21 protein-coding genes are annotated in these 19453 nt (G+C 46.7%); 4 read left to right on the plus strand and 17 right to left on the minus strand.

What is annotated here, in order from left to right; all coding sequences use genetic code 11:
• Positions 1-10: 10 nt before the first annotated feature.
• Positions 11-715, plus strand: a complete 705-nt coding sequence (locus tag L0U88_RS14110) for a hypothetical protein (RefSeq protein WP_234866718.1) — start codon at positions 11-13, stop codon at positions 713-715.
• Here the strand turns inward: L0U88_RS14110 and mnmC2 are convergent.
• A complete protein-coding gene (gene mnmC2, locus L0U88_RS14115) occupies positions 712-1386 on the minus strand; it encodes a tRNA (5-methylaminomethyl-2-thiouridine)(34)-methyltransferase MnmC2 (protein ID WP_234866719.1) in 675 nt (224 codons plus the stop codon). The genes L0U88_RS14110 and mnmC2 overlap by 4 nt on opposite strands.
• Before the next feature lie 28 nt (positions 1387-1414).
• On the opposite strand from mnmC2, the gene L0U88_RS14120 reads away from it, so the two are divergent.
• Entirely contained in the window at positions 1415-2020 is a 606-nt protein-coding gene (locus tag L0U88_RS14120) for a DNA-3-methyladenine glycosylase family protein (RefSeq protein WP_234866720.1), read from the plus strand.
• Here L0U88_RS14120 and L0U88_RS14125 read toward each other — a convergent pair.
• The 12 genes from L0U88_RS14125 to L0U88_RS14180 form a co-directional block, all read right to left on the minus strand.
• The gene (locus L0U88_RS14125; protein ID WP_234866721.1) at positions 2017-2358 is read right to left on the minus strand and encodes a hypothetical protein; all 342 of its coding nucleotides are present in this window, start codon (positions 2356-2358) and stop codon (positions 2017-2019) included. The two genes, L0U88_RS14120 and L0U88_RS14125, sit on opposite strands and share 4 nt — an antisense overlap.
• Positions 2359-2434: 76 nt before the next feature.
• Positions 2435-4861 (minus strand): hypothetical protein, encoded by a 2427-nt coding sequence (locus L0U88_RS14130; RefSeq protein ID WP_234866722.1) that lies wholly within the window; start codon positions 4859-4861, stop codon positions 2435-2437.
• Positions 4862-4871: 10 nt separating this feature from the next.
• Positions 4872-5876, minus strand: coding sequence for a GTPase ObgE (gene obgE, locus L0U88_RS14135; RefSeq protein ID WP_234866723.1), 1005 nt, complete (start codon positions 5874-5876; stop codon positions 4872-4874).
• 30 nt (positions 5877-5906) lie between these two features.
• Entirely contained in the window at positions 5907-6497 is a 591-nt protein-coding gene (locus L0U88_RS14140) for an acyltransferase (protein WP_234866724.1), read from the minus strand.
• A 6-nt stretch (positions 6498-6503) separates the two neighbouring features.
• Positions 6504-6920 (minus strand): hydroxyphenylacetyl-CoA thioesterase PaaI, encoded by a 417-nt coding sequence (gene paaI, locus L0U88_RS14145; protein WP_234866725.1) that lies wholly within the window; start codon positions 6918-6920, stop codon positions 6504-6506.
• A gap of 1 nt (position 6921) precedes the next feature.
• Positions 6922-7698 carry an enoyl-CoA hydratase-related protein gene (locus L0U88_RS14150; protein ID WP_234866726.1) on the minus strand — a complete coding sequence of 259 codons (777 nt, stop codon included), beginning with the start codon at positions 7696-7698 and terminating at the stop codon, positions 6922-6924.
• 44 nt (positions 7699-7742) lie between these two features.
• On the minus strand, positions 7743-8231 hold the full coding sequence (paaD, locus tag L0U88_RS14155) for a 1,2-phenylacetyl-CoA epoxidase subunit PaaD (protein WP_234866727.1): 489 nt from the start codon (positions 8229-8231) through the stop codon (positions 7743-7745).
• Positions 8232-8269: 38 nt separating this feature from the next.
• A complete protein-coding gene (gene paaC, locus L0U88_RS14160) occupies positions 8270-9067 on the minus strand; it encodes a 1,2-phenylacetyl-CoA epoxidase subunit PaaC (RefSeq protein ID WP_234866728.1) in 798 nt (265 codons plus the stop codon).
• A 129-nt stretch (positions 9068-9196) separates the two neighbouring features.
• Positions 9197-9559 (minus strand): 1,2-phenylacetyl-CoA epoxidase subunit PaaB, encoded by a 363-nt coding sequence (gene paaB, locus L0U88_RS14165; protein WP_353620662.1) that lies wholly within the window; start codon positions 9557-9559, stop codon positions 9197-9199.
• Positions 9556-10512, minus strand: a complete 957-nt coding sequence (gene paaA, locus L0U88_RS14170) for a 1,2-phenylacetyl-CoA epoxidase subunit PaaA (RefSeq protein ID WP_234866729.1) — start codon at positions 10510-10512, stop codon at positions 9556-9558. Before paaA ends, paaB begins: the two co-directional genes overlap by 4 nt.
• 52 nt (positions 10513-10564) lie before the next feature.
• On the minus strand, positions 10565-11647 hold the full coding sequence (gene paaE / locus L0U88_RS14175; protein ID WP_234866730.1) for a 1,2-phenylacetyl-CoA epoxidase subunit PaaE: 1083 nt from the start codon (positions 11645-11647) through the stop codon (positions 10565-10567).
• On the minus strand, positions 11644-12234 hold the full coding sequence (locus tag L0U88_RS14180) for a TetR/AcrR family transcriptional regulator (RefSeq protein WP_234866731.1): 591 nt from the start codon (positions 12232-12234) through the stop codon (positions 11644-11646). Before L0U88_RS14180 ends, paaE begins: the two co-directional genes overlap by 4 nt.
• Before the next feature lie 152 nt (positions 12235-12386).
• Here L0U88_RS14180 and L0U88_RS14185 point away from each other — a divergent pair, with 152 nt between their 5' ends.
• Positions 12387-13313, plus strand: coding sequence for a PfkB family carbohydrate kinase (locus L0U88_RS14185; RefSeq protein WP_234866732.1), 927 nt, complete (start codon positions 12387-12389; stop codon positions 13311-13313).
• A gap of 13 nt (positions 13314-13326) precedes the next feature.
• On the opposite strand, the gene L0U88_RS14190 is transcribed toward L0U88_RS14185, so the two are convergent.
• The gene (locus L0U88_RS14190) at positions 13327-15027 is read right to left on the minus strand and encodes a lamin tail domain-containing protein (protein ID WP_234866733.1); all 1701 of its coding nucleotides are present in this window, start codon (positions 15025-15027) and stop codon (positions 13327-13329) included.
• Between the two features lie 231 nt (positions 15028-15258).
• Here L0U88_RS14190 and L0U88_RS14195 point away from each other — a divergent pair, with 231 nt between their 5' ends.
• Entirely contained in the window at positions 15259-16251 is a 993-nt protein-coding gene (locus L0U88_RS14195) for an aspartate-semialdehyde dehydrogenase (RefSeq protein ID WP_234866734.1), read from the plus strand.
• 52 nt (positions 16252-16303) lie between these two features.
• On the opposite strand, the gene L0U88_RS14200 is transcribed toward L0U88_RS14195, so the two are convergent.
• Genes L0U88_RS14200 through L0U88_RS14210 form a run of 3 tightly spaced genes read right to left on the minus strand, consistent with a single transcriptional unit; the run spans position 16304 to position 19427 of the window.
• Positions 16304-16969 carry a DUF2461 domain-containing protein gene (locus L0U88_RS14200; RefSeq protein ID WP_234866735.1) on the minus strand — a complete coding sequence of 222 codons (666 nt, stop codon included), beginning with the start codon at positions 16967-16969 and terminating at the stop codon, positions 16304-16306.
• Between the two features lie 4 nt (positions 16970-16973).
• Complete coding sequence (locus L0U88_RS14205) at positions 16974-18815, minus strand: UbiD family decarboxylase (protein ID WP_234866736.1); 1842 nt, start codon at positions 18813-18815, stop codon at positions 16974-16976.
• A gap of 48 nt (positions 18816-18863) precedes the next feature.
• Positions 18864-19427 (minus strand): NUMOD4 domain-containing protein, encoded by a 564-nt coding sequence (locus tag L0U88_RS14210; RefSeq protein ID WP_234866737.1) that lies wholly within the window; start codon positions 19425-19427, stop codon positions 18864-18866.
• Between the last annotated feature and the right edge of the window lie 26 nt (positions 19428-19453).

Consider the following 19453-nt stretch of genomic DNA (forward strand, 5'->3'; position numbering starts at 1 on the left):
CTTATTACTTATGAGAATTTCATTGCTCATTCTGTTTGTCTTGTTTTTTGTTGGTGCAGTGGCCCAGGGTAAAAAGGAAACTGTAGTATACCTGAAAAACGGATCTGTTATCCGTGGCCAGCTTGTTGGTTCTTCAGATCAGCAGACCCGCATCCTTACGCAGGATGGTTCTATATGGTCTTTCAATAAAGCTGAACTCGACTCTGTCCGAGCTGAAAAGCGCTTTCGGAATTTTGCCTATAAAACAAAAGGCTTTGCACATTTCAGTGAACTGGGTCCGCTGGTAGCCGGGAAAACAACAGTTGACGGAGTAACCACTGCCGCCTTTTCCTTTCAGACCGTTAACGGGTATAAATTCAACCAGTTTGCCATGCTGGGTTTTGGTACCGGTGTGGATCTGTATGCTACGCAAACCATTGTTCCGCTTTTTGCCAGTTTCCGGGGAGATATCGCTACCAATGGTACCGTGCTTCCGTTCTATTTTATCGATGCAGGATATGCTGCCAACATTACCCAGGATTCACAGGCCGGTGAAGATTTTAAAGGAGGGTTATTATATGCTGCGGGAATCGGTGTAAAAATCCCGTTCAATCGTTCTGCCGGCTTTCTGCTGAGCATTGGGTATCGTTACCAGGCAACCCAATCTATCCGCAACCAGGATCAGATCGATACGAAGTACCGCCGCCTTGCCATCCGCGCAGGCTTTTTCCTTTAAGTTGTCATGGGTTTAGTGGCTCGAACCATTTCTCTTTTGCCAGGCGGACCAGGAATTTTTTCAATGCTGAATCCCGCTGCCTGCATCGCTCTTCTTACTATGCCTTTACTGCAGTAGGTGACCAGTATGCCACCCGGGTTCATGTTAGCAAACAGTTTTTTGAATACGGATTCGGTCCATAATGCCGGTTGCGCCGTTGGTGCGAATGCATCAAAATAAACAATGTCATAACTGCCGGTGGGATGAAAAGCTTCGAGTGTACCTTCCCGCTTACACAAGTGAAACCCCGGAGTAACTTTCACCCACTCATTCCATGCTGCCAGATGTATGGCTTTAAAATAGTCAACGGCACCATCCTGTTTCAATAATGCTGCATAATTCAGCTGCATGGCCAATTCCACTGATACTGGATAAGCTTCCAGGCTTTCATACCAGATTTCCCGGCCTTCAGCTTCCAATAACGTGAGTAAGGCATTCAGTCCGGTTCCAAAACCCATTTCAAGAACCGACAGCGAATCATTGGTCGTCTTTAGTTTAAATCTCAATCCCGCTTCAATGAATACATGCATTGATTCCTGCACAGCGCCGTGTTTGGAATGATAGGTTACCTGCATTTCAGGTATCGAAATAGTATGACTGCCATCCGCAGTTGCCTCCAGGATTCTTTCCATGCTGCGAAGTTAATTACTACTTTCGGGTATGTCTTATTTTGATCACCTTTCACTGGATAAGAAGATGGCTTCCATCCTTGACGGAGAACCCTTCGTGCTTAAAAAACAACAGCGGCTGGATTTCTATCTGTGCAGTTCTATTATGAGTCAACAGTTATCTGTAAAGGTGGCTGCCGTAATCAAGCAGCGATTCTTATCACTGTATGAGGGTAATCTGCCTCATCCGCAACAGATCCTGGAGACGCCTTTTGAAACATTACGGGGAATCGGTTTGTCCAATGCCAAAGTAAACTATGTACAAAATGTGGCGCGTTTTGCCCTTGAAGAGGGGATGGATTACAAAAAACTCAACAAGCTTTCCAATGAAGAAGTAATCGCCTATCTCACACAGATCAAAGGTGTTGGCAGATGGACGGTAGAAATGTTACTCATGTTCGCCATGGCAAGAGAAGATGTGTTTGCTATTGATGACCTGGGTATTCAAATGGCGATGAAAAGACTCTATCGCCTCGATGATGCTGATCGAAAATTATTCAGGGAAAAAATGTTGAAGATCTCAAAGAAATGGGCTCCCTATCGGACCTATGCCTGCGTACATTTATGGAGATGGAAAGATAATGGGCCGGCTGTTTAATGCATCCTGGTTACCGTTACATAACTAATCTCATTCCGGATCACCTTGAATTTTTTTAACAGGATACGCTGAGGTTTTACCCATTCAAAAACCAGTTCGTCCGCACAGGAGGAAGGAATTTTATATACTTTATCAAAGCTGGAGCCAACCATCTTGTCTTCATGTACCAACTCGCCTTCCTGATCACGCACAAATAATGTGGTCTTTTCTTTTTTTGAAGTATTCAGTCGGGCTTTGAAAAACAGGTAACCGTCTTCCGCTTTTAGAAATTCGATTGAAGCTGCACTAGTAGCTGTTTGCCCGTTTACTGAAAGCAAACAAGCGAAAAAAAATCCCATTAGAAAAAGGATTCTTGCCCCTATGGTAGTACAATTTTTCATGCCTGAAAACTACCTTCTTAAAGTTACCAAAAAATTAATTCCCTGTTATCAAATCAAACTCTTTTAACAACGCGATTAGTCGGGGTTGGTTCACTAATCTGCGATCCATCTGGTTACGGACACTATCAGATATAAACCAGTTCATGGCATAGGGGCCTTTGGAAAGCGTATCACCCGGTACATCCGGATCATTGTACAAATGAATGGGGATGTATTCAAAAGACCTGAAAACTCCTTTTGTACCCTGTTGCTGCAGGTCCTGAATGTAGGTGATAAAGCGGCGATCATTCACGGTTGTCTGCATATCAAATGCACCGGTGATGGTGAGCAGCGGCGAGAGCAGATCGTTGACAAATGGACCGATCGGTTTTAATGGAACAGTCCCCTGTGGACTGTTGGTTATCTGAATTACCCGAATGTTCAGTTTTGCTGATCGTTTGCGGATTTCATCATCCGGACTGGCAGCTGCCAGTTTAAGAAGCGTCCGGATCATTTCCTGCACAGCACCGGCTCCTGAATTATCAAAATACCCTCCGTCTACGAAATAATGCGCCCTGGTAGTGTCTGTACCGTTGGGAGAGGAGGGAGTTTTGATCTGGTTGATGCGCCCTGCGGGACTGATATACGGAAACCTGGCTCCCAATATCGTGGCTGTGCTTAGACGGATGGTTTGATCTTTTGGCAAAAGTGCCGCAACATCTACCCTGCGGTTGAAAACATTCGGGGCGATATGAATGTTGGACACTACTCCGGGGCTTCCATCTTTAACCCGGGTGGTATTGATGAAAAGTACAGGCAGGGAATGCGGTACTCCGGTTTTGGTAAGGCACTGATCAAACCAGGTACTGTCGAAGCCCACCCGATAATAGGATGCATCAATACCTCTTTCAATGGCCTGCTCCAATGCTTCCGCACGATCTTCATTAGGCACAATCTTGTTAAGCAGCGGTATGTAGTTGAAGAAATCCGGTCCCAGCATCCTTGCCAGTGTGAAACTTAAAAAATCCTGGCGCAGGAACTCACGGCCCGATGCTTCAAATCCCTTTACCGGTTCTTTATTTTGCTGGTGTAGTAAGGTGGTGTAAAAATTGGCAATACCCAACCCTCCTCCGGAAGTACCTGATAAACAAAAAAGATGACGTGAAAAACGGCCACGGGGATCCTGTAATGAAGCATCTTCCAGTTTGCCTAAAACAGAAGCTACCCAATAGGCTGATCTGGATGCGCCGCCATTTGCCAATACCAGGTACATATCATACGAAGCTGCTGTATCAATTTCCGGTCTTGATTTTACCCAGTGATAAAAATATTCGGATAACTGCTGCCGCTTTTCATAGATCGCCGGATCCAGTTGCCGCTCCGATAAACTCCCTGTTCTTACAATATGGTGATCCGGTGTTGGAAGAAAAGCTGCAAACAGGAAAATGAAAAAATGAAAATTGACCTGGAATTTACAGGAGAGGGCGGATAGCATATTACCAAAGCCCTGGAGAACTGCGAAGGCAAGCAGGATAACTGCAAAAGGGCCTATTTGTACACTGGCTGCAAGAGAGTTAATCGCAAGGAGGTAAAAGCATAAACCGATTGCTGCCACCAGGTTAAAAACGGCGAAATAATTTTTCTCTTCGTTCGGCAGGTGTAAAAATTTCATTGACCGTTCCACCAGCCTTTCAAAAGCTTTGGCGGGATGAATGCCCGTTATCCGCCCTGCCTTCGATCCTTCTCTTATCATGTGTTGGCGACGTACATTGATGTACAGCATATAGAGAAAAAACAGGAGCAGTAGCAGCAGCAGAATATAGGGTATTCGACTGAACAGATCATACTTTACATATAAAACCGGCAGCAGTAATACCAGCCCGAATAAACCCCAGGCAATATTCCTTAACAAGGCGGATTTACCCGGCAATTGCACCAGCCGGATCAGCGTGCGATCAGCCAGCCAGGCAAGTAAGGTGGCTCCAATCAACACGAGGAAAGGCTGTTCCTGAGCCCAGCTATCGGGAAAAAGAAGCAGGCTCAGTACAATCATAACTACTAACAAACATCCATAACCGATAATTCGGGGAAACCGTTGCAGAAACCTCAATTCCATATCGTATAAGGATGCATAGGCCTGATCACTTAACACCGGATCTATAATCCGTACGGCCTCCCGGTGTTGCCAGCCTTTGATGTAAGCAACCATCCGGGATGAATACCAACTGACATAAACCCAGAAAAAAATCGCCACCAGGAAGATCATCTTGGCAGCCAGTACATGACCAAATGCGCCTGCAGTTTCAGTGAAAGAAATCAGGATATCCTGTCCCTGGCTAAGTTGAGAAAATGCCACCATGGCCAGGATGATGAATACCAGCGATGGGAAAAATAGCCAGCAACTCCGGAGCAGGTTCGACAGGAATCGTAAAAAGGGATATTTTCTGAGTCGGATCGATAAGAAAATACTTCCTGTACGCATATGAAAAGGTTTAGTCCACCGGTCGGTTGAGGATCTGCCAGAGCAGGTCTTTTAATTCCTTCAGTCCCTGTTGGGTTACAGAAGATATGAAAAGATGCGGATATTCGACAGGCAGCTCTTTACTGATGGCTGCTTTTAACTCATCATCCAGCATATCGCTTTTGCTTATTGCAATTACAATATCCTTTTCCAGTAATTCCGGGTTGTATTCTTCCAGTTCGTTGAGTAAGATCTCAAATTCCTTACGGTGATCCTTGCTGTCGGCAGGTATCAGGAACAGGAGTGCGGAGTTGCGTTCAATATGACGCAGGAACCGGTGCCCCAGTCCGCGTCCCTCGGCCGCCCCTTCAATAATTCCGGGCAGGTCAGCAATACAGAATGATTTTCCGTCCCGGTATTCCACCATTCCCAGTTGAGGGCTCAGTGTGGTAAAGGCATAATCCGCGATCTTGGGTTTGGCAGCGGTGATCACACTCAGCAGAGTGGATTTACCGGCATTCGGAAAACCTACCAGTCCCACATCTGCCAGCACTTTTAATTCCAGTATTTTATAACCCTCCGCTCCGGGTTCTCCGGGTTGGGCATGCTCAGGCGCCTGATTGGTGGGAGTGGCAAATCGGGCATTTCCAAGCCCGCCACGGCCTCCTTTCATCAGAATGACTTCCTGCCCGTCTTCCAGGATTTCGGCTTCTTTTTCGCCAGTTTCCTCGTCAAAGGCAATGGTTCCAAGAGGCACGTCAATGTAAATATCCTTTCCGCTACGTCCGGTGGAGTTATTGCCGCTTCCGCTCTCCCCGTTTTCGGCAAGGATGTTTTTGTGATAGCGCAGGTGCAGAAGAGTCCAGAGGTTTTTGTTACCACGCAGGATGATATGTGCACCCCGGCCGCCGTCGCCACCATCGGGACCGGCTTTCGGGTTGAACTTGGTTCGCATGAAATGTTTACTTCCGGCTCCGCCATGACCACTTCGGCAAAAAACGCGGATCTGATCAACAAAATTTGATTTCTCTGACACGATTATACGCTGTTAATGGGCGAAGGTAGTTCATTTGGACAACTGCCATGTTTCATACAGGATCTCCTGGCTGGGACGGTCGGCCGGAAGCTCCGTTAATGGTTCGCAAACCTGGCTATATTGCTGCATTTCTTTGGGCAGTGCCTGGTATAAGGCGGTGCCTTTGGTTTTCCAGGAAAGCATTTCGTCACTTACTTCCTTAATGATTTTTCCGGGGTTGCCCACTACCAGGCTTCGGGGAGGAATAATGGTTCCTTCTTTAATAAAACTTAATGCACCAACGATGGATTCATCACCCAATTCAACGCGATCCATGATCACCGAATTCATTCCTACCAGGCAATTGCGGCCGATCTGGGCGCCATGTACAATGGCACCGTGACCGATATGCGCACCCTGCTTAAGTAATACTGTATAACCTGGAAACATGTGAATGGTGCAGTTTTCCTGCACATTACAGCCGTCTTCCAGAATGATGCCACCCCAGTCGCCACGTAAAGCTGCACCCGGACCAATATAACAATCTTTCCCAATGATCACATTTCCGGTTATGCATGCCTGTGGGTGTACATAGGAACTAGGATGTACTACCGGAATAAATCCCTTGAATGAAATAAACATAATATGTCAAATATGCGTTTTCCCAGTTCGGAAACAAGTTCCTTTGAAAAGGGCTACCTGTTCATTACGCTGGTTGAATATGCCTATGGAATAAACTCCAGTACTCCGGCCATTGTGGATTTCCGTTGCCTCGGCAGTCAACGTATCACCGATCTGAACGGCCCTGGTAAATGAAATATTGGTATCAAGGGCGACCGATAAATTGTTGCGATTGTTGCAGGCAAATGCAAAGGCACTGTCCGCCAGAGAGAATGCAATACCTCCATGTGCAATGCCAAACCCGTTTACCATTTCCTTCCGGATGGTCATCCTGATGCGGCTGTACCCTTCCCTGATTTCCAGCAATTCGATACCCAGCCACTGGCTGAACGCATCCTGCTGCAGCATGTGGTCAACCACTTTTTCGTAGGATGATTTTTCCATCTTATTTTCCTTTAAATACAGGGGCTCGTTTCTCCAGAAAGGCCTGGACGCCTTCTTTGAAATCTTCGGTATTGGCTGCGCGTTGCTGCAGTTTGTCTTCATTTGCTAACTGTTCAATCAGTGCATGTGTGAACGACCATTGCAATGCTTTTTTGGTATAGGCCAGTCCAACTGTTGGCATGGTTGCAAGTTTCGCTGCAATGCTAAAAGCCTGCTCCATAAACTGGTCATCTTCATAAAATTGATAGATCATACCCAATCGTTCTGCTTCTTCCGCACTTACTTTTTCCCCTAATAACATCAGGGCACTGGCTTTCTGATGACCGATTAATCGCGGCAGGTAGAAAGTTCCTCCACTATCTGGAATCAATCCGATTTTAGAAAATGCCTGGATAAAACTGGCTGATTTCGCGGCTACCACAATATCGCAACCCAGCGCAATATTGGCTCCTGCTCCAGCTGCCACACCGTTTACTGCAGCTACAACAGGTTTTTTCAGATCGCGTATACCCATTACAATTGGATTGTAATGCTCCGATAAAATTCTTGCCATGCCAGGTCCTTCCGGATCTACCACTTCTGCCAGGTCCTGGCCCGCAGAGAATGCTTTGCCTGCGCCGGTGAGAAATACGGAACGGATTTCAGGAGCTTCACATTCTTTTAATACTGCCTGTAATTGGAGAGCCATTTCCCGGTTAAATGAATTCAGTTTATCCGGACGGTTTAAGGTAATTTTTCCTACCCCCTCTTCAATGCTAAAAAGTATGGATTCAGCCATAGATTGAGTTTCTGCCACAAACCTAAACAATTAGCGTGGCACAGTTAATGACATTTGAAATAATCAAAAGGCTCTTTGCAGTCCTCACACTGGTACAATGCCTTACAGGCAGTGCTGCCAAACTCACTGATCCTCCGGGTATGAAAGGATCGGCAATGCGGACATTGAACTGCTTCTTCCTGTTGAAAATAATCCGGTGTGCATACCTGCTGTTTGGGATTTGGCGGTGCGATACCATAGGCCAGTAACTTTTCTTTTCCTGCTTCGGTCATCCATTCGGTTGTCCATGCCGGTGAGAGTACTGTTCTGATGGTTACCGGTAAATAACCATGGCCTGCAAGTACCATTCTGATCTGCATCGCTATCACATCCATTGCCGGGCATCCGGAATAAGTGGGAGTGATGGAAATTTCCGCGCCGTTTTCAGTTTGCTTTACGTCGCGGATAATACCCAGATCTACTACCGATAAAACCGGTACTTCCGGATCCTTCACTTCTTCCAGCAATTTCCATATGGTCGATTCGGTTGACATATCTATTCATTACCCGTCTGTTAATGACGGTGGATTGTTTACCATTGCGCGCCGGGGTGACTGCGCTGCAGGTATTGCATTTCGGCCAGCAGGTACCCCAGGTGTTCCGTATGGATTCCCTGTTTGCCTCCTTTCTGGTACCAATTTGGTGCGGGAATCATTAATCCGGCCTGCTCAAATGCGGCACGCGTTTTTTCCAGCCAGGGCTCTCGATAATACTCCGGATTTTTTAGCAGTCCCGATGCTGCTGCCTCCAACTGAAAATCAGCTGGTATAAACAATTCTCCCACATAAGGCCAGAGCTGATCGATGGCTGTTTCCATGCGGTGATGACTTTCCTCCGTACCGTCACCAAGCCGAATCACCCACTCACCACTCCAGCGAACATGATAGTTCACTTCTTTCAATGATTTCTCTGCAATAGCAGCCAGCCTTTTATCAGCTGAATATTGGAGATCCGTATACAATAATTGCTGGTACAGGCTCATAAAAAATTGCCGGGTAATTGTTACTGCCCAATCCCCTTTATTCAATTCCACCAAAAGATGATTGCGAAATTCCATCGCATCCCGCAAGTAGGCAAGATCATCTTCGTCAATTGATCCGATTACCTGGAGAAAAGCCGGTGAACTTATAATATTCGTATATGCATCCTTGTTAGCATTATACAGTTCCGCTGCGTATTGATAAAAATTTCTTGCCTGTCCGATCTGGTCCAGCGCAATATTTGATATGGCGATATCCTGCTCCAGGTTCGGCCCATGTCCTGTCCATTCGCTGTTGCGGTGTCCTAGAATTAAGGCGTCATCGGCCAGGTGAAGAGTAAGATGAAACATTTGAATTAGGAAGTATGAAATGTGAAGTATGAATTAGGAAGTGAAATGTGAGACGTGAGATGTCAGAAGTGAGATTTTGGATTGGTGTCACGTCTCACATCTCACATCTGACGTCTCACATCTGTCGTCTCACATTGCTTTTAGTTCATCCGGTAAATCATAAAATGTCGGGTGCCGGTACACTTTATCATTGGCAGGGTCATAGAAGCTGGCAGCTTCATCCGGATTGGAGGCATGGATGTATTTGCTCTCCACCACCCAGATGCTAATCCCTTCCTGGCGACGCGTATATACATCCCTTGCGTTTTCAATCGCCATCTGGGCATCTGCTGCATGCAAACTCCCCACATGTTTGTGATCTAACCCCATCTTGCTGCGGATGAATACTTCCCACAATGGCCAGTCGGCCTGGTTTTGAGTTGCCCCTTCCGCTTTTACCGGTTCGCGATCACCATAATCGCCATATCGTTGTATCTGGATAACTATTTTCATGCTACTGCTGCGCTTTGTTTTTGAGCTCGTTTAGTTGCGAATGCGGTTGCTGCTTCCCGCACCCAGGCACCTTCTTCATGTGCTTTTACTCTGGCGGCAATCCGCTCCTTGTTACAAGGGCCGTTTCCACTGATCACCTGCCAGAATTCCTCCCAGTTGATTTTTCCAAAATCATAATGTCCTCTTTCGGCATTCCATTTCAACTCCGGATCCGGTAATTCCATGCCCAGGATTTTCACCTGATCAGCACAGATATCAACAAATTTTTGCCGCAGTTCATCGTTGGTAAAACGTTTGATCTTCCATTTCATGCTCTGCGCAGTATGAGGTGATGCGTCATCAGCAGGACCGAACATCATGATACTGGGCCACCACCAGCGGTTGATCGCGTCCTGGCACATAGCTTTTTGCGCTTCGGAACCTCTGCTCAGGGTCAGCAAAATCTCAAACCCCTGACGCTGGTGAAAACTTTCCTCCTTGCAAATCCGTACCATCGCACGGGCGTAAGGTCCATAGGAAGTGCGACAAAGTGGAACCTGGTTCATAATTGCAGCTCCATCTACCAGCCAGCCAATAGTGCCGATATCAGCCCATGTGAGCGTGGGATAATTGAAGATGCTGGAATATTTTGCTTTTCCGGTGTGTAGCTGGTCGATCATTTCAGCGCGACTGATACCCAGGGTTTCTGCAGCGCTGTAGAGATAGAGTCCATGACCCGCTTCGTCCTGCACTTTTGCAATCAATGTCGCCTTCCTGCGCAGTGATGGGGCTCGGGTTATCCAGTTGCCTTCCGGTAACATGCCTACAATTTCGCTGTGTGCATGCTGGGAAATCTGACGGATCAGAGTTTGACGATATTTATCCGGCATCCAGTCTTTTGGCTCAATGCGGATATCCTGATCAACACGGTCCTGGAACTGCTGCTCCAGGTTAATAGTTGCCTGCTTTTCCATAGCGTAAAAATAGCATTTTAGGCGTAAAAACTAACAACTGTTAGGGGATTGCTTATTTCTGGTCAAAATCGATCAACAGCTCTGTGCTTCTTGGGTGGCTTTGGCAGGTAAGGATAAAACCTGCTTCTAACTCATCGGGTTCCAGGGCATAATTGGTATCCATGGTTACTTCACCCGTCACCAGTTTGGCTCTGCAGGTACAACAAACCCCGCCCTTGCAGGCATAGGGCAAGTCGGCACCTGCCTGGAGGGCTGCATCCAGGATAGCCGGACCCTCGAAAGGAACCTGTAATTCAAGTGACCGGCCATCGGCTTTAATGGTCACTTTTGCGAGTTGTCCAGGTTCGGTGGAAGCAGTTGTTTGCCTGGTCTTGGTTGCGGAATCCTGACCGGGCGTGGTAAATAACTCAAAATGGATGCGATCAGCTGGCACTTTTTTTTCCTGCAGATAATCGCGCACTGAAAAGATCAGTTGTTCTGGTCCGCACAGAAAATAGTGATCCACCTGCTTCCATTCCAGTAGTTTATCTCCCAGTGCTTCACATTTGGCAGCATCGATGCGTCCATGCAATAGTGGGGCATCGGTTTTTTCCCGGCTCAGAATATAAATCAGCCGAAAGCGATCCATGTATTTATTTTTCAATGCTTCGAGTTGTTCCCGGAAGATGATGGATGCCCTGTTACGGTTTCCATACACCAGCGTGAACCGGCTCTTCGGTTCTGAAGCAAGAACAGTTTTAATGATCGAAATAATGGGCGTAATACCACTGCCTGCTGCAAATGCCATGTATTCTTTGGAAGCTGCTCTGTCAATAGGCGTATAGAATTTGCCGGTGGGTGGTAAGACGTCCAAACGATCGCCCTTTTTAAGTTGCGTATTGGCGTAATTGGAAAAACGTCCGTCTGCAATTGCTTTCACTGCTATACGCATTTCATCCTCCAGCGGTGAACTGCATACGGAGTAGGAACGTCTTACTTCTTCACCATTGATGGTGGCCCGCAGGGTGATATTCTGCCCTTCACGAAAACGATACTGCTCTTTAAGATCTTCGGGAATTTCGAATGCAATGGATACACATTCATTCGTTTCAGGTCGGATATCGCTGATGGTCAGCTTGTGGAAATGCATGGTCATGCTTTCAGTCCTTCAATCATGATCAACACCATATTTTCTTCGAGTTGTTTGGCAGAGATTTTTTCCCTGCTTCGATGCCAGCTTTCAATACCGTTTACGGCATGCAGCATGATCAATACAACAGTGGGAGCGTCAACTTGTTTGATCTCGCCGGTCTGGATTCCCTTCTCGATAATTCCTGCCAGGCGTTTGCGATATGTGCGGCGCTGGTTGTGAAAATTGGAAAGATAGGGGTCGGAGAGGTGTTTCCAGTCGCGATCTGCCACCAGTACCAGCTCGTAGTGTTCCAGCATCTGGCGGATATGAAAGCGCAATATTGCTTCCACTTTTCGGATCGCCGGCAGTTCACTGGATTCAATGGTATCCAGGTGCTGATTAAAGGTGTTGGCCACCTTGAAACAGATTTCCTGGAGTAATTCTTCCTTCGATTGAATATGATTGTAAAGGCTGGCTGCTTCTACACCTACAGCTTCCGCCAAATCGCGCATGGAAGCGGCTTTAAAGCCTTTTTCGCGGAACAACCGGGTAGCGGCTTCTACGATCACTTCCTTTTTAGTGCCGTTGTTTTTGCTCTTGATCTTCGCCATATGACCCCAAATATACATACGAACAAACGTTAGTGCATCCGGCTTCAAAATTTTCGGGTACTTTTGCGCGCGTTCACTTCATCCGCCATCCGCTCTGGGAGGAATGGAATCCCCGCTGGCGGAATGGTGGAGTAAAGCAAAAACACACAAATATGTCTTTAATCGTTGTAGGTACGATGGCTTTTGATGCCATTGAAACGCCCTTTGGAAAAAGCGGACAGATCATCGGAGGTTCCGCCACTTATGTTGCCTATGCTGCTTCCAATTTTGTGAAGCCCGTAAACCAGATCTCCGTAATCGGGTATGATTTTCCAGAAGAGGAACTGGAAGAATTGAAAGGGAGAGGGGTTCAGATGGATGGCGTGCAGGTGAAACAAGAGGAAAAATCCTTTTTCTGGGCCGGTAAGTACCACCTCGATATGAATACCCGCGATACCCTGGATACCCAACTCAATGTACTGGCCAGCTTTGAACCGAAAGTGCCGGATGCCTACCAGGGATCGGAATTCCTCATGCTCGGTAACCTGATGCCAAGTCTTCAACTGAGCGTTATCCGTCAATTGAAAAACCGTCCGAAATTGATCGTGATGGACACCATGAACTTCTGGATGGATACGGCCATGGCTGACCTGGAAATTGTGCTAAAAGAAGTGGATGTACTGATGGTGAATGATAGCGAGGCGCGCCAGTTAAGCGGTCAGTTCTCCCTGGTAAAAGCAGCCAAGGAAATCATGAAAATGGGACCGAAATTCCTGGTGATCAAAAAGGGCGAACATGGTGCCCTGCTCTTCCACGAGAATGAAGTTTTCTTTGCACCGGCATTGCCCCTCGAAGAAGTCTTCGACCCAACAGGCGCAGGTGATACATTCGCAGGCGGATTTGTAGGTCATCTTGCAGCCACCCAGGATATTTCCTTCAACAATATGAAAACGGCCATTATCAAAGGTTCCGCGCTGGCATCTTTTTGTGTTGAGAAATTTGGCACAACCCGGATGAAGGAAATCAATGCGGCTCAAATTGATGAACGCATTCAGCAATTTGTGGACCTGGTGAACTTCGAGATCAAACTCGCAGAATAAAGCTTGGCTCGGTTTAATATTTTTTACCCAACGTTACCGCCAGCCGGTAACGTTTTGTTTTTCCGGAAAGATGCCAGGCATCCACCACGATTATGTACAAACCATTAGCTACAAGATGATGTTTATCATTCCTTCCATCCCATTTAAAACTTCCTTTCATCGCACAAATGCCATTGTTAATAAACATTCGATGCGGATTTCCCAAGTGGTCAAAAATCCGGATGCTTACCTGGTATCCTGGTTGTGCAAACTCGTATTGTATTTCACAGTAATCCTGGTGGCCGTCACCATCTGGACTCACCACCTGTTCAGTTAAAAATACCCGGTCCGGATCATCAGGAATACCTGCTTGCGAATTTTCATAACCTGGCGTACCATAACCGGCATGCGCAGCCGCGGATGTCCAGTTCAAGGCTGACAGACTGGAAACTGCCGGATCCCTGCGCTCCAATGAAACATTCTCCGTGTTCCGAAGCATCTCATGGTGCCAGGCTGCATCGTATTGGACCTCATCTATCACTTGCTGCATCGCATCCAGGAGTACGACTGTTCCTTTGTCATTCGGAAAGGAAGGCAGGGAGGCCAATTCCACCAAACAGTTGGGATGTTTCACCAGGTATTGTCGCTGTATCCAGTTTGCATCCGTAGTTACAACCAGGAAATCTCCCGGATAGAGGAAACGAGGACCCGGAACCAAGGCCCTGAGGCCTGACAAATTTCCATTGCTGTTTCTACTGGCAATCTGCCATCCTTCGAGTTGAACCGGCGCCTTACCAAAATGAAAGAGTTCAATAAAATCACTACCTCCGTTTATTGGGTCTGCTAAAATCTCATTTATAACGATGGCTTTCTCCGTAGTATCCGCTAAACCAACTTTTAACTTTCTGAACCCTGCTCCCTGCTCAGGATCTTCATCACACCCTGGAATAGCGGCTACTTGCAGTGTATAAATTTTTCCTGGCTCAAGGGCGTTTCGCAAATGTAGCAGCATCTCCTGTTGGAAAGGTGCCAGCAGTTCCACTTTTTCCACTTCCGGTCCGGCCTCCAGCTTATACAACGCAGCCTGTTCGGCAACCAACTGGTGAATTCTATCGGTGAAGGCTATTCGAATCGTGTACTCATCCGGGCACCAGGCATGAATTGGATCCACAACGGGTAATGTAACAATTGAAGGTGAATGACTATTGGTTTTGCCCGGGCTTCCTCCCGATGTATCCAAACTGGCGCGCCAGTTGTTTATCTGTCTGCAGGTCTTTTCTTTGTTCACCATTTCGAGGGACCAGCCCCCATCTGCTTTCTCGTCTTTCAAAAGAGAAGGAAGATAGGCGGCTGCAAACACCAGTTCATCTTTTTCATTCAACAAGAACAGGGTATCGCCAGCATTGGAAATCGCAGGAAATGGGCTTAGACCGATGGTGCGCCCATAGGAAGTAAAGAGGTTAATCGCTCTGGCCGGACAAAGAATCAATATTTCACCGGGAGCCATGCGAACACTGTCTCCTAACCTTCCAATTGTTCTGCCATTGGAAAGTTTCCATCCACTCAAACTGATCTCAAGAGTACTAACATTGGTTAGTTCTACAAACTCTTCTGCAGGCAACCCAACGCTGGGTAAAGGATCCCCCATGATCTCTGTAATAACAACCGGAAATCCTTGTCCATAAAGGGTTTCAAAAGAAAATACAAGCACCGCAAACTGCATCCATTTCCACATGATCTAAAACTACTCAGTCTGCCAACTATTGTCAAGTCCAAATAATTATTTGGGTGAAAAAACCCTTCGCATTAATTTCGTGCACCATGATTACAATGAAACATACTACGAAGACCAAGAAACAGCTCCCACAAGTGGAAGGTGTGTGATCTCGTATATGTTCACTAAATAACACAGGCCTTCCCAAGTAGGGAAGGCTTTTTTTATAACCAAAATGCAAGCAAAAACGCAATGAAAGTCGCAGTTGTAGGGGCCACCGGACTGGTTGGAACCAAAATGTTACAAGTATTGGCTGAACGGAATTTTCCCGTTACCGAATTGATTCCAGTAGCTTCTGAAAAATCAGTGGGTAAGGAAGTGGAGTACCAGGGTAAAAAATACAAAGTGGTTAGCATGACAGATGCCATCGCAGCCAAACCCGCGGTGGCGCTCTTTTCTGCCGGCGGAAGCACCTCCCTTGAGTGGGCTCCCAAATTTGCAGCTGCGGGTATTACTGTTATCGATAACTCTTCTGCATGGCGCATGGACCCTGCCAAACCCCTGGTAGTGCCTGAACTGAATGCCGATATTCTTACTGCCACTGATAAAATCATTGCCAATCCGAATTGCTCAACCATTCAAATGGTAGTTGCATTGAATCCGCTGCATAAAAAATACGGTATCAAACGGTTGGTGGTATCCACTTACCAGAGTGTAACCGGTACCGGTGTAAAAGCGGTTGACCAATTGATGAATGAGCGTAAAGGTATTCAGGGTGAAATGGCCTATAAATATCCGATTGATCTTAATGTGATTCCACAAATCGATGTATTCCTTGACAATGGTTACACCAAGGAAGAAATGAAAATGGTGAATGAAACCAAAAAGATCATGCGGGATGAAACGATCCGTGTTACTGCCACTACGGTTCGGATTCCGGTAATGGGTGGGCACTCTGAAAGTGTGAATGTGGAATTTGCGCAGGACTTCGATCTGAACGAAATACGTTCTTTGCTTTCTTCTGCACCTGGTGTTGTACTGGTAGATGATCCTGCCAACGCACAATATCCGATGCCAAAGGATGCACACGAAAAGGACGAAGTTTTTGTTGGTCGTTTGCGTAGGGATGAATCTCAACCCAATACACTGAATATGTGGATCGTCAGCGATAACCTGCGCAAAGGTGCCGCCACCAATGCGGTTCAGATTGCTGAATATCTTCAGCAAAAAGGATTATTGTCCTGATAATATAAACAGCCGAACCTTTCTGCGCGGGTTCGGCTGTTCTTTACTTTTATTACTCCAAACTTCTCTTGATAAATGCCAGGAGTGGTTGGAGCGTTTCAAAGGACTTAAGTATTTTTTTACTGATGCCAGGGTCGGTTAATTCCTTATCTGTAAGCGGCATCATGGCTACATAACTTTTGTACACCAGGTAATCGGCTGCCGGAGAGTCTTTATCAAATCCCTGCGGCACACGGGAAAGTTTCATTCCCTCGCCATCCGATAATCCGCCAAAAGTTGAAACAAAGGCCTTCGATTTCAAAATTTTTTCAAACTCTTCCGCATTGTAATCAATTTCCTGCCGCACTTTTTTTAGTTCGGGTGGCATCGGCATGTAAATACCTCCACCAGCAAAACTATTACCCGGTTCTATGTGTATATAGTATCCCCCTGCAAGCGCTTTCTTTCCTCCCTCATTGATGCTGGCTCCGAAATTCGTTTTGTAAGGTGATTTGTCTTTACTGAAGCGCACATCCCTGTTAATACGGAACATACATTTTTTCGCCTCCAGTTCCGCGATGCCCGGATCTTTTTTCGCATGTGCATCAATGATAGATTGTACAAATTGCTCTACATCTTTTCGGGCTGCTTCATAAGCCGAACGGTTCTCGTCGAACCAGGATTTGTCGTTGTTTTTTTTCAATCCCTTCAGAAAGGATAAGGTGCGTTGTTGTATCATAGAATTATTTTAATGCGCCATACAAACTTCCCCCTTTATCGAATAGGCGTTCTACTTTTTTCTCTACCTCCGGATCGGTTACTACCGCAGGAGCATGATGCGGTTTAATACGGGCATCAATGATCAGTGGTCCGCGACACCCCCAGTGTTTATTTTCCGTAAATGCATCAATGCCATATATGTCATGTGAGGGATTGCTGCGGGTGAAACTTACCCAGAGCCAGTTCCGCAGATTGGCAGCCGTGAATGCTGCATCATCACACCAGATCATCAGCGGCAGTCCGTTTAATTCATCAATTGATGACCGTAAGTAAACATCCATTTCCTGGATGGTTTCTCTTGCGGCCCCCGCTCCCGAATAGGCAGAGGTTTGAAAAGCCACTACACCCGGCATTACCCATCGGGCATCTTTTACAAAAGGCAACCTGCCCATCACCTCCGGCACTGATTGGCAAAGTGTACGCACCGGCTCACCATAGGCTGCAAACACTACTTTACTGCCGGTATTCAGGCCGGTGCCAGAATAGTCAAGGGTATCAATGGTGGTATTGGTATGGAAATGAACATCGCGGTCGAGATGAATCCGCTCCAGCAGATATTCAAAAAAAGCCTGCTCATGATGGGTGCTCACCCGGTTCTGGTCGTCGGCTGTAATAAACAGAAACTTGGCCAAACTTAATTGCCCTGTGCCCAGCACATGATTGGCAATGGTGAGCAGTTCGGCCGGTTGTTTGGTTGGCAGGTAAGGAGTATATCGCTCGCTTCCAACGGCCAGCAATAAAGGGTGTACACCAGCTGCATCCACGGCATGCACTTCTTTTAATCCTGGGATCTCCTGAGGAATGGCGTCTCCGGTGATTTCATGAATCAATTGTCCAAAGCTGGTATCTTCCTGGGGAGGGCGACCTACCACAGTAAATGGCCAGATCGCATTTTGACGTGCGTACACTGCTTTTACCCGCATCAGCGGGAAATCATGTCGCAGGCTATAATATCCGAGGTGATCTCCAAAAGGTCCTTCCGGTTTATTCTCTTCCGGATACACTTCTCCGGTTATCACAAAGTCTGCATCGGTGCTGATACAAAACCCATCCCGATACGTATACCTGAAACGTCTACTGCCCAGCAAACCTGCAAATGTCATTTCACTCATGCCTTCCGGCAAGGGCATAACGGCCGAAACTGTGTGGGAGGGAGGTCCACCTGCAAATACAGATACTTTAAGCGGTTGACCCTTCCTGTTAGCCTTGGTCTGGTGTACGCCAATTCCCCTGTGCAATTGATAATGCAGCCCGATTTCTTTATCCTGCACGTACTCATTTCCGGATAACTGGATACGGTACATACCCAGGTTAGCTTTCATAATACCTGGTTGATCGATGTCTTCTGTATATACCTGTGGGAGTGTAACAAAAGCACCACCGTCCATTGGCCAGTGGTGTATCTGCGGTATTTCGCTTATGCGTATCTGTTGGTATAAAACCGGCTTGTTAAGTGGATTTTTTAATGGCAATGCTTTTAATGCCGCCCATCCTGCACCCGCATACTGAAAGGGATGCTTGAGCGCTTTCATGGGATCGTTTTTAAGCCGGATGAGTTGCTGTACCTGGTTCAGACTTTCCCTGAAAAGAAAGCGGCTTCGGTCCAGTGTTCCAAATATATTGGAAGCAGCCCGAAACCTGCTGCCCTTTACACGTTCAAAAAGAAGTGCCGGTCCGCCGGCTTCATATACCCGAAGGTGAATAGCCGCCATTTCCAGGTAAGGATCCACTTCCTCCCGAATCCGAACCAGTTGCCCGGTTCGCTCCAAATCCAATAGTGCTGCTTCCAGTGAAGAGTATGCCATGCGATTGATTGAATGTGCAAAGGTAAAACAGAATCGCAGGCATCTTGTTTACTTCACCTTGGACCAGTTTTCGCCACTTTTAATGCGATAGAGTGTCATTTCACTGACCCCATACTTTTCAGCCAGCTGGCGGATGGTCAGTTTACGGTTTTTGCTTTCCAGTGTTTTCTTGATGGAACGAACCTGGGTAGCATTCAGTTTTAATCCGTTGGAACGGTTGGCCTGGACTTTTTTATAAGCCACTTTAGCCGGACTGCTTTGCTGGTGTTCAATCATTTCTTCCAGGGTTGCCCATTTCAGATTCTTAACAGAATTATCAGTTTTGTTATGATTCAGGTGAATCACATACCGATGCTTCGGAGAAGGTTTCTTGAGGAAGAGGCGTGCAATTTCACGATGTACGTACAAGGTGCCATTATTTCCCGGACGGTGCAGGTTCAATGTTTTGTAACCGGTGGTCAGGGAACCATTCAACAGTTTACCATCTTCCAGCACATTTTCAGAATAGCTGGCAATGCGACCGTTAGAAGACAAGGCATACTGTTTGCGAAGGTGTTTCCATCCCGGAAACTGAAGTGGCTTCCATACTTCGCCAGATATTGATTTGATCATCGTACCCTTTTTTTTAAAGTTACGAA

Origin of the sequence: Flavihumibacter fluminis (assembly GCF_021491375.1) — a bacterium.
GTDB classification, from domain to species: domain Bacteria; phylum Bacteroidota; class Bacteroidia; order Chitinophagales; family Chitinophagaceae; genus Flavihumibacter; species Flavihumibacter fluminis.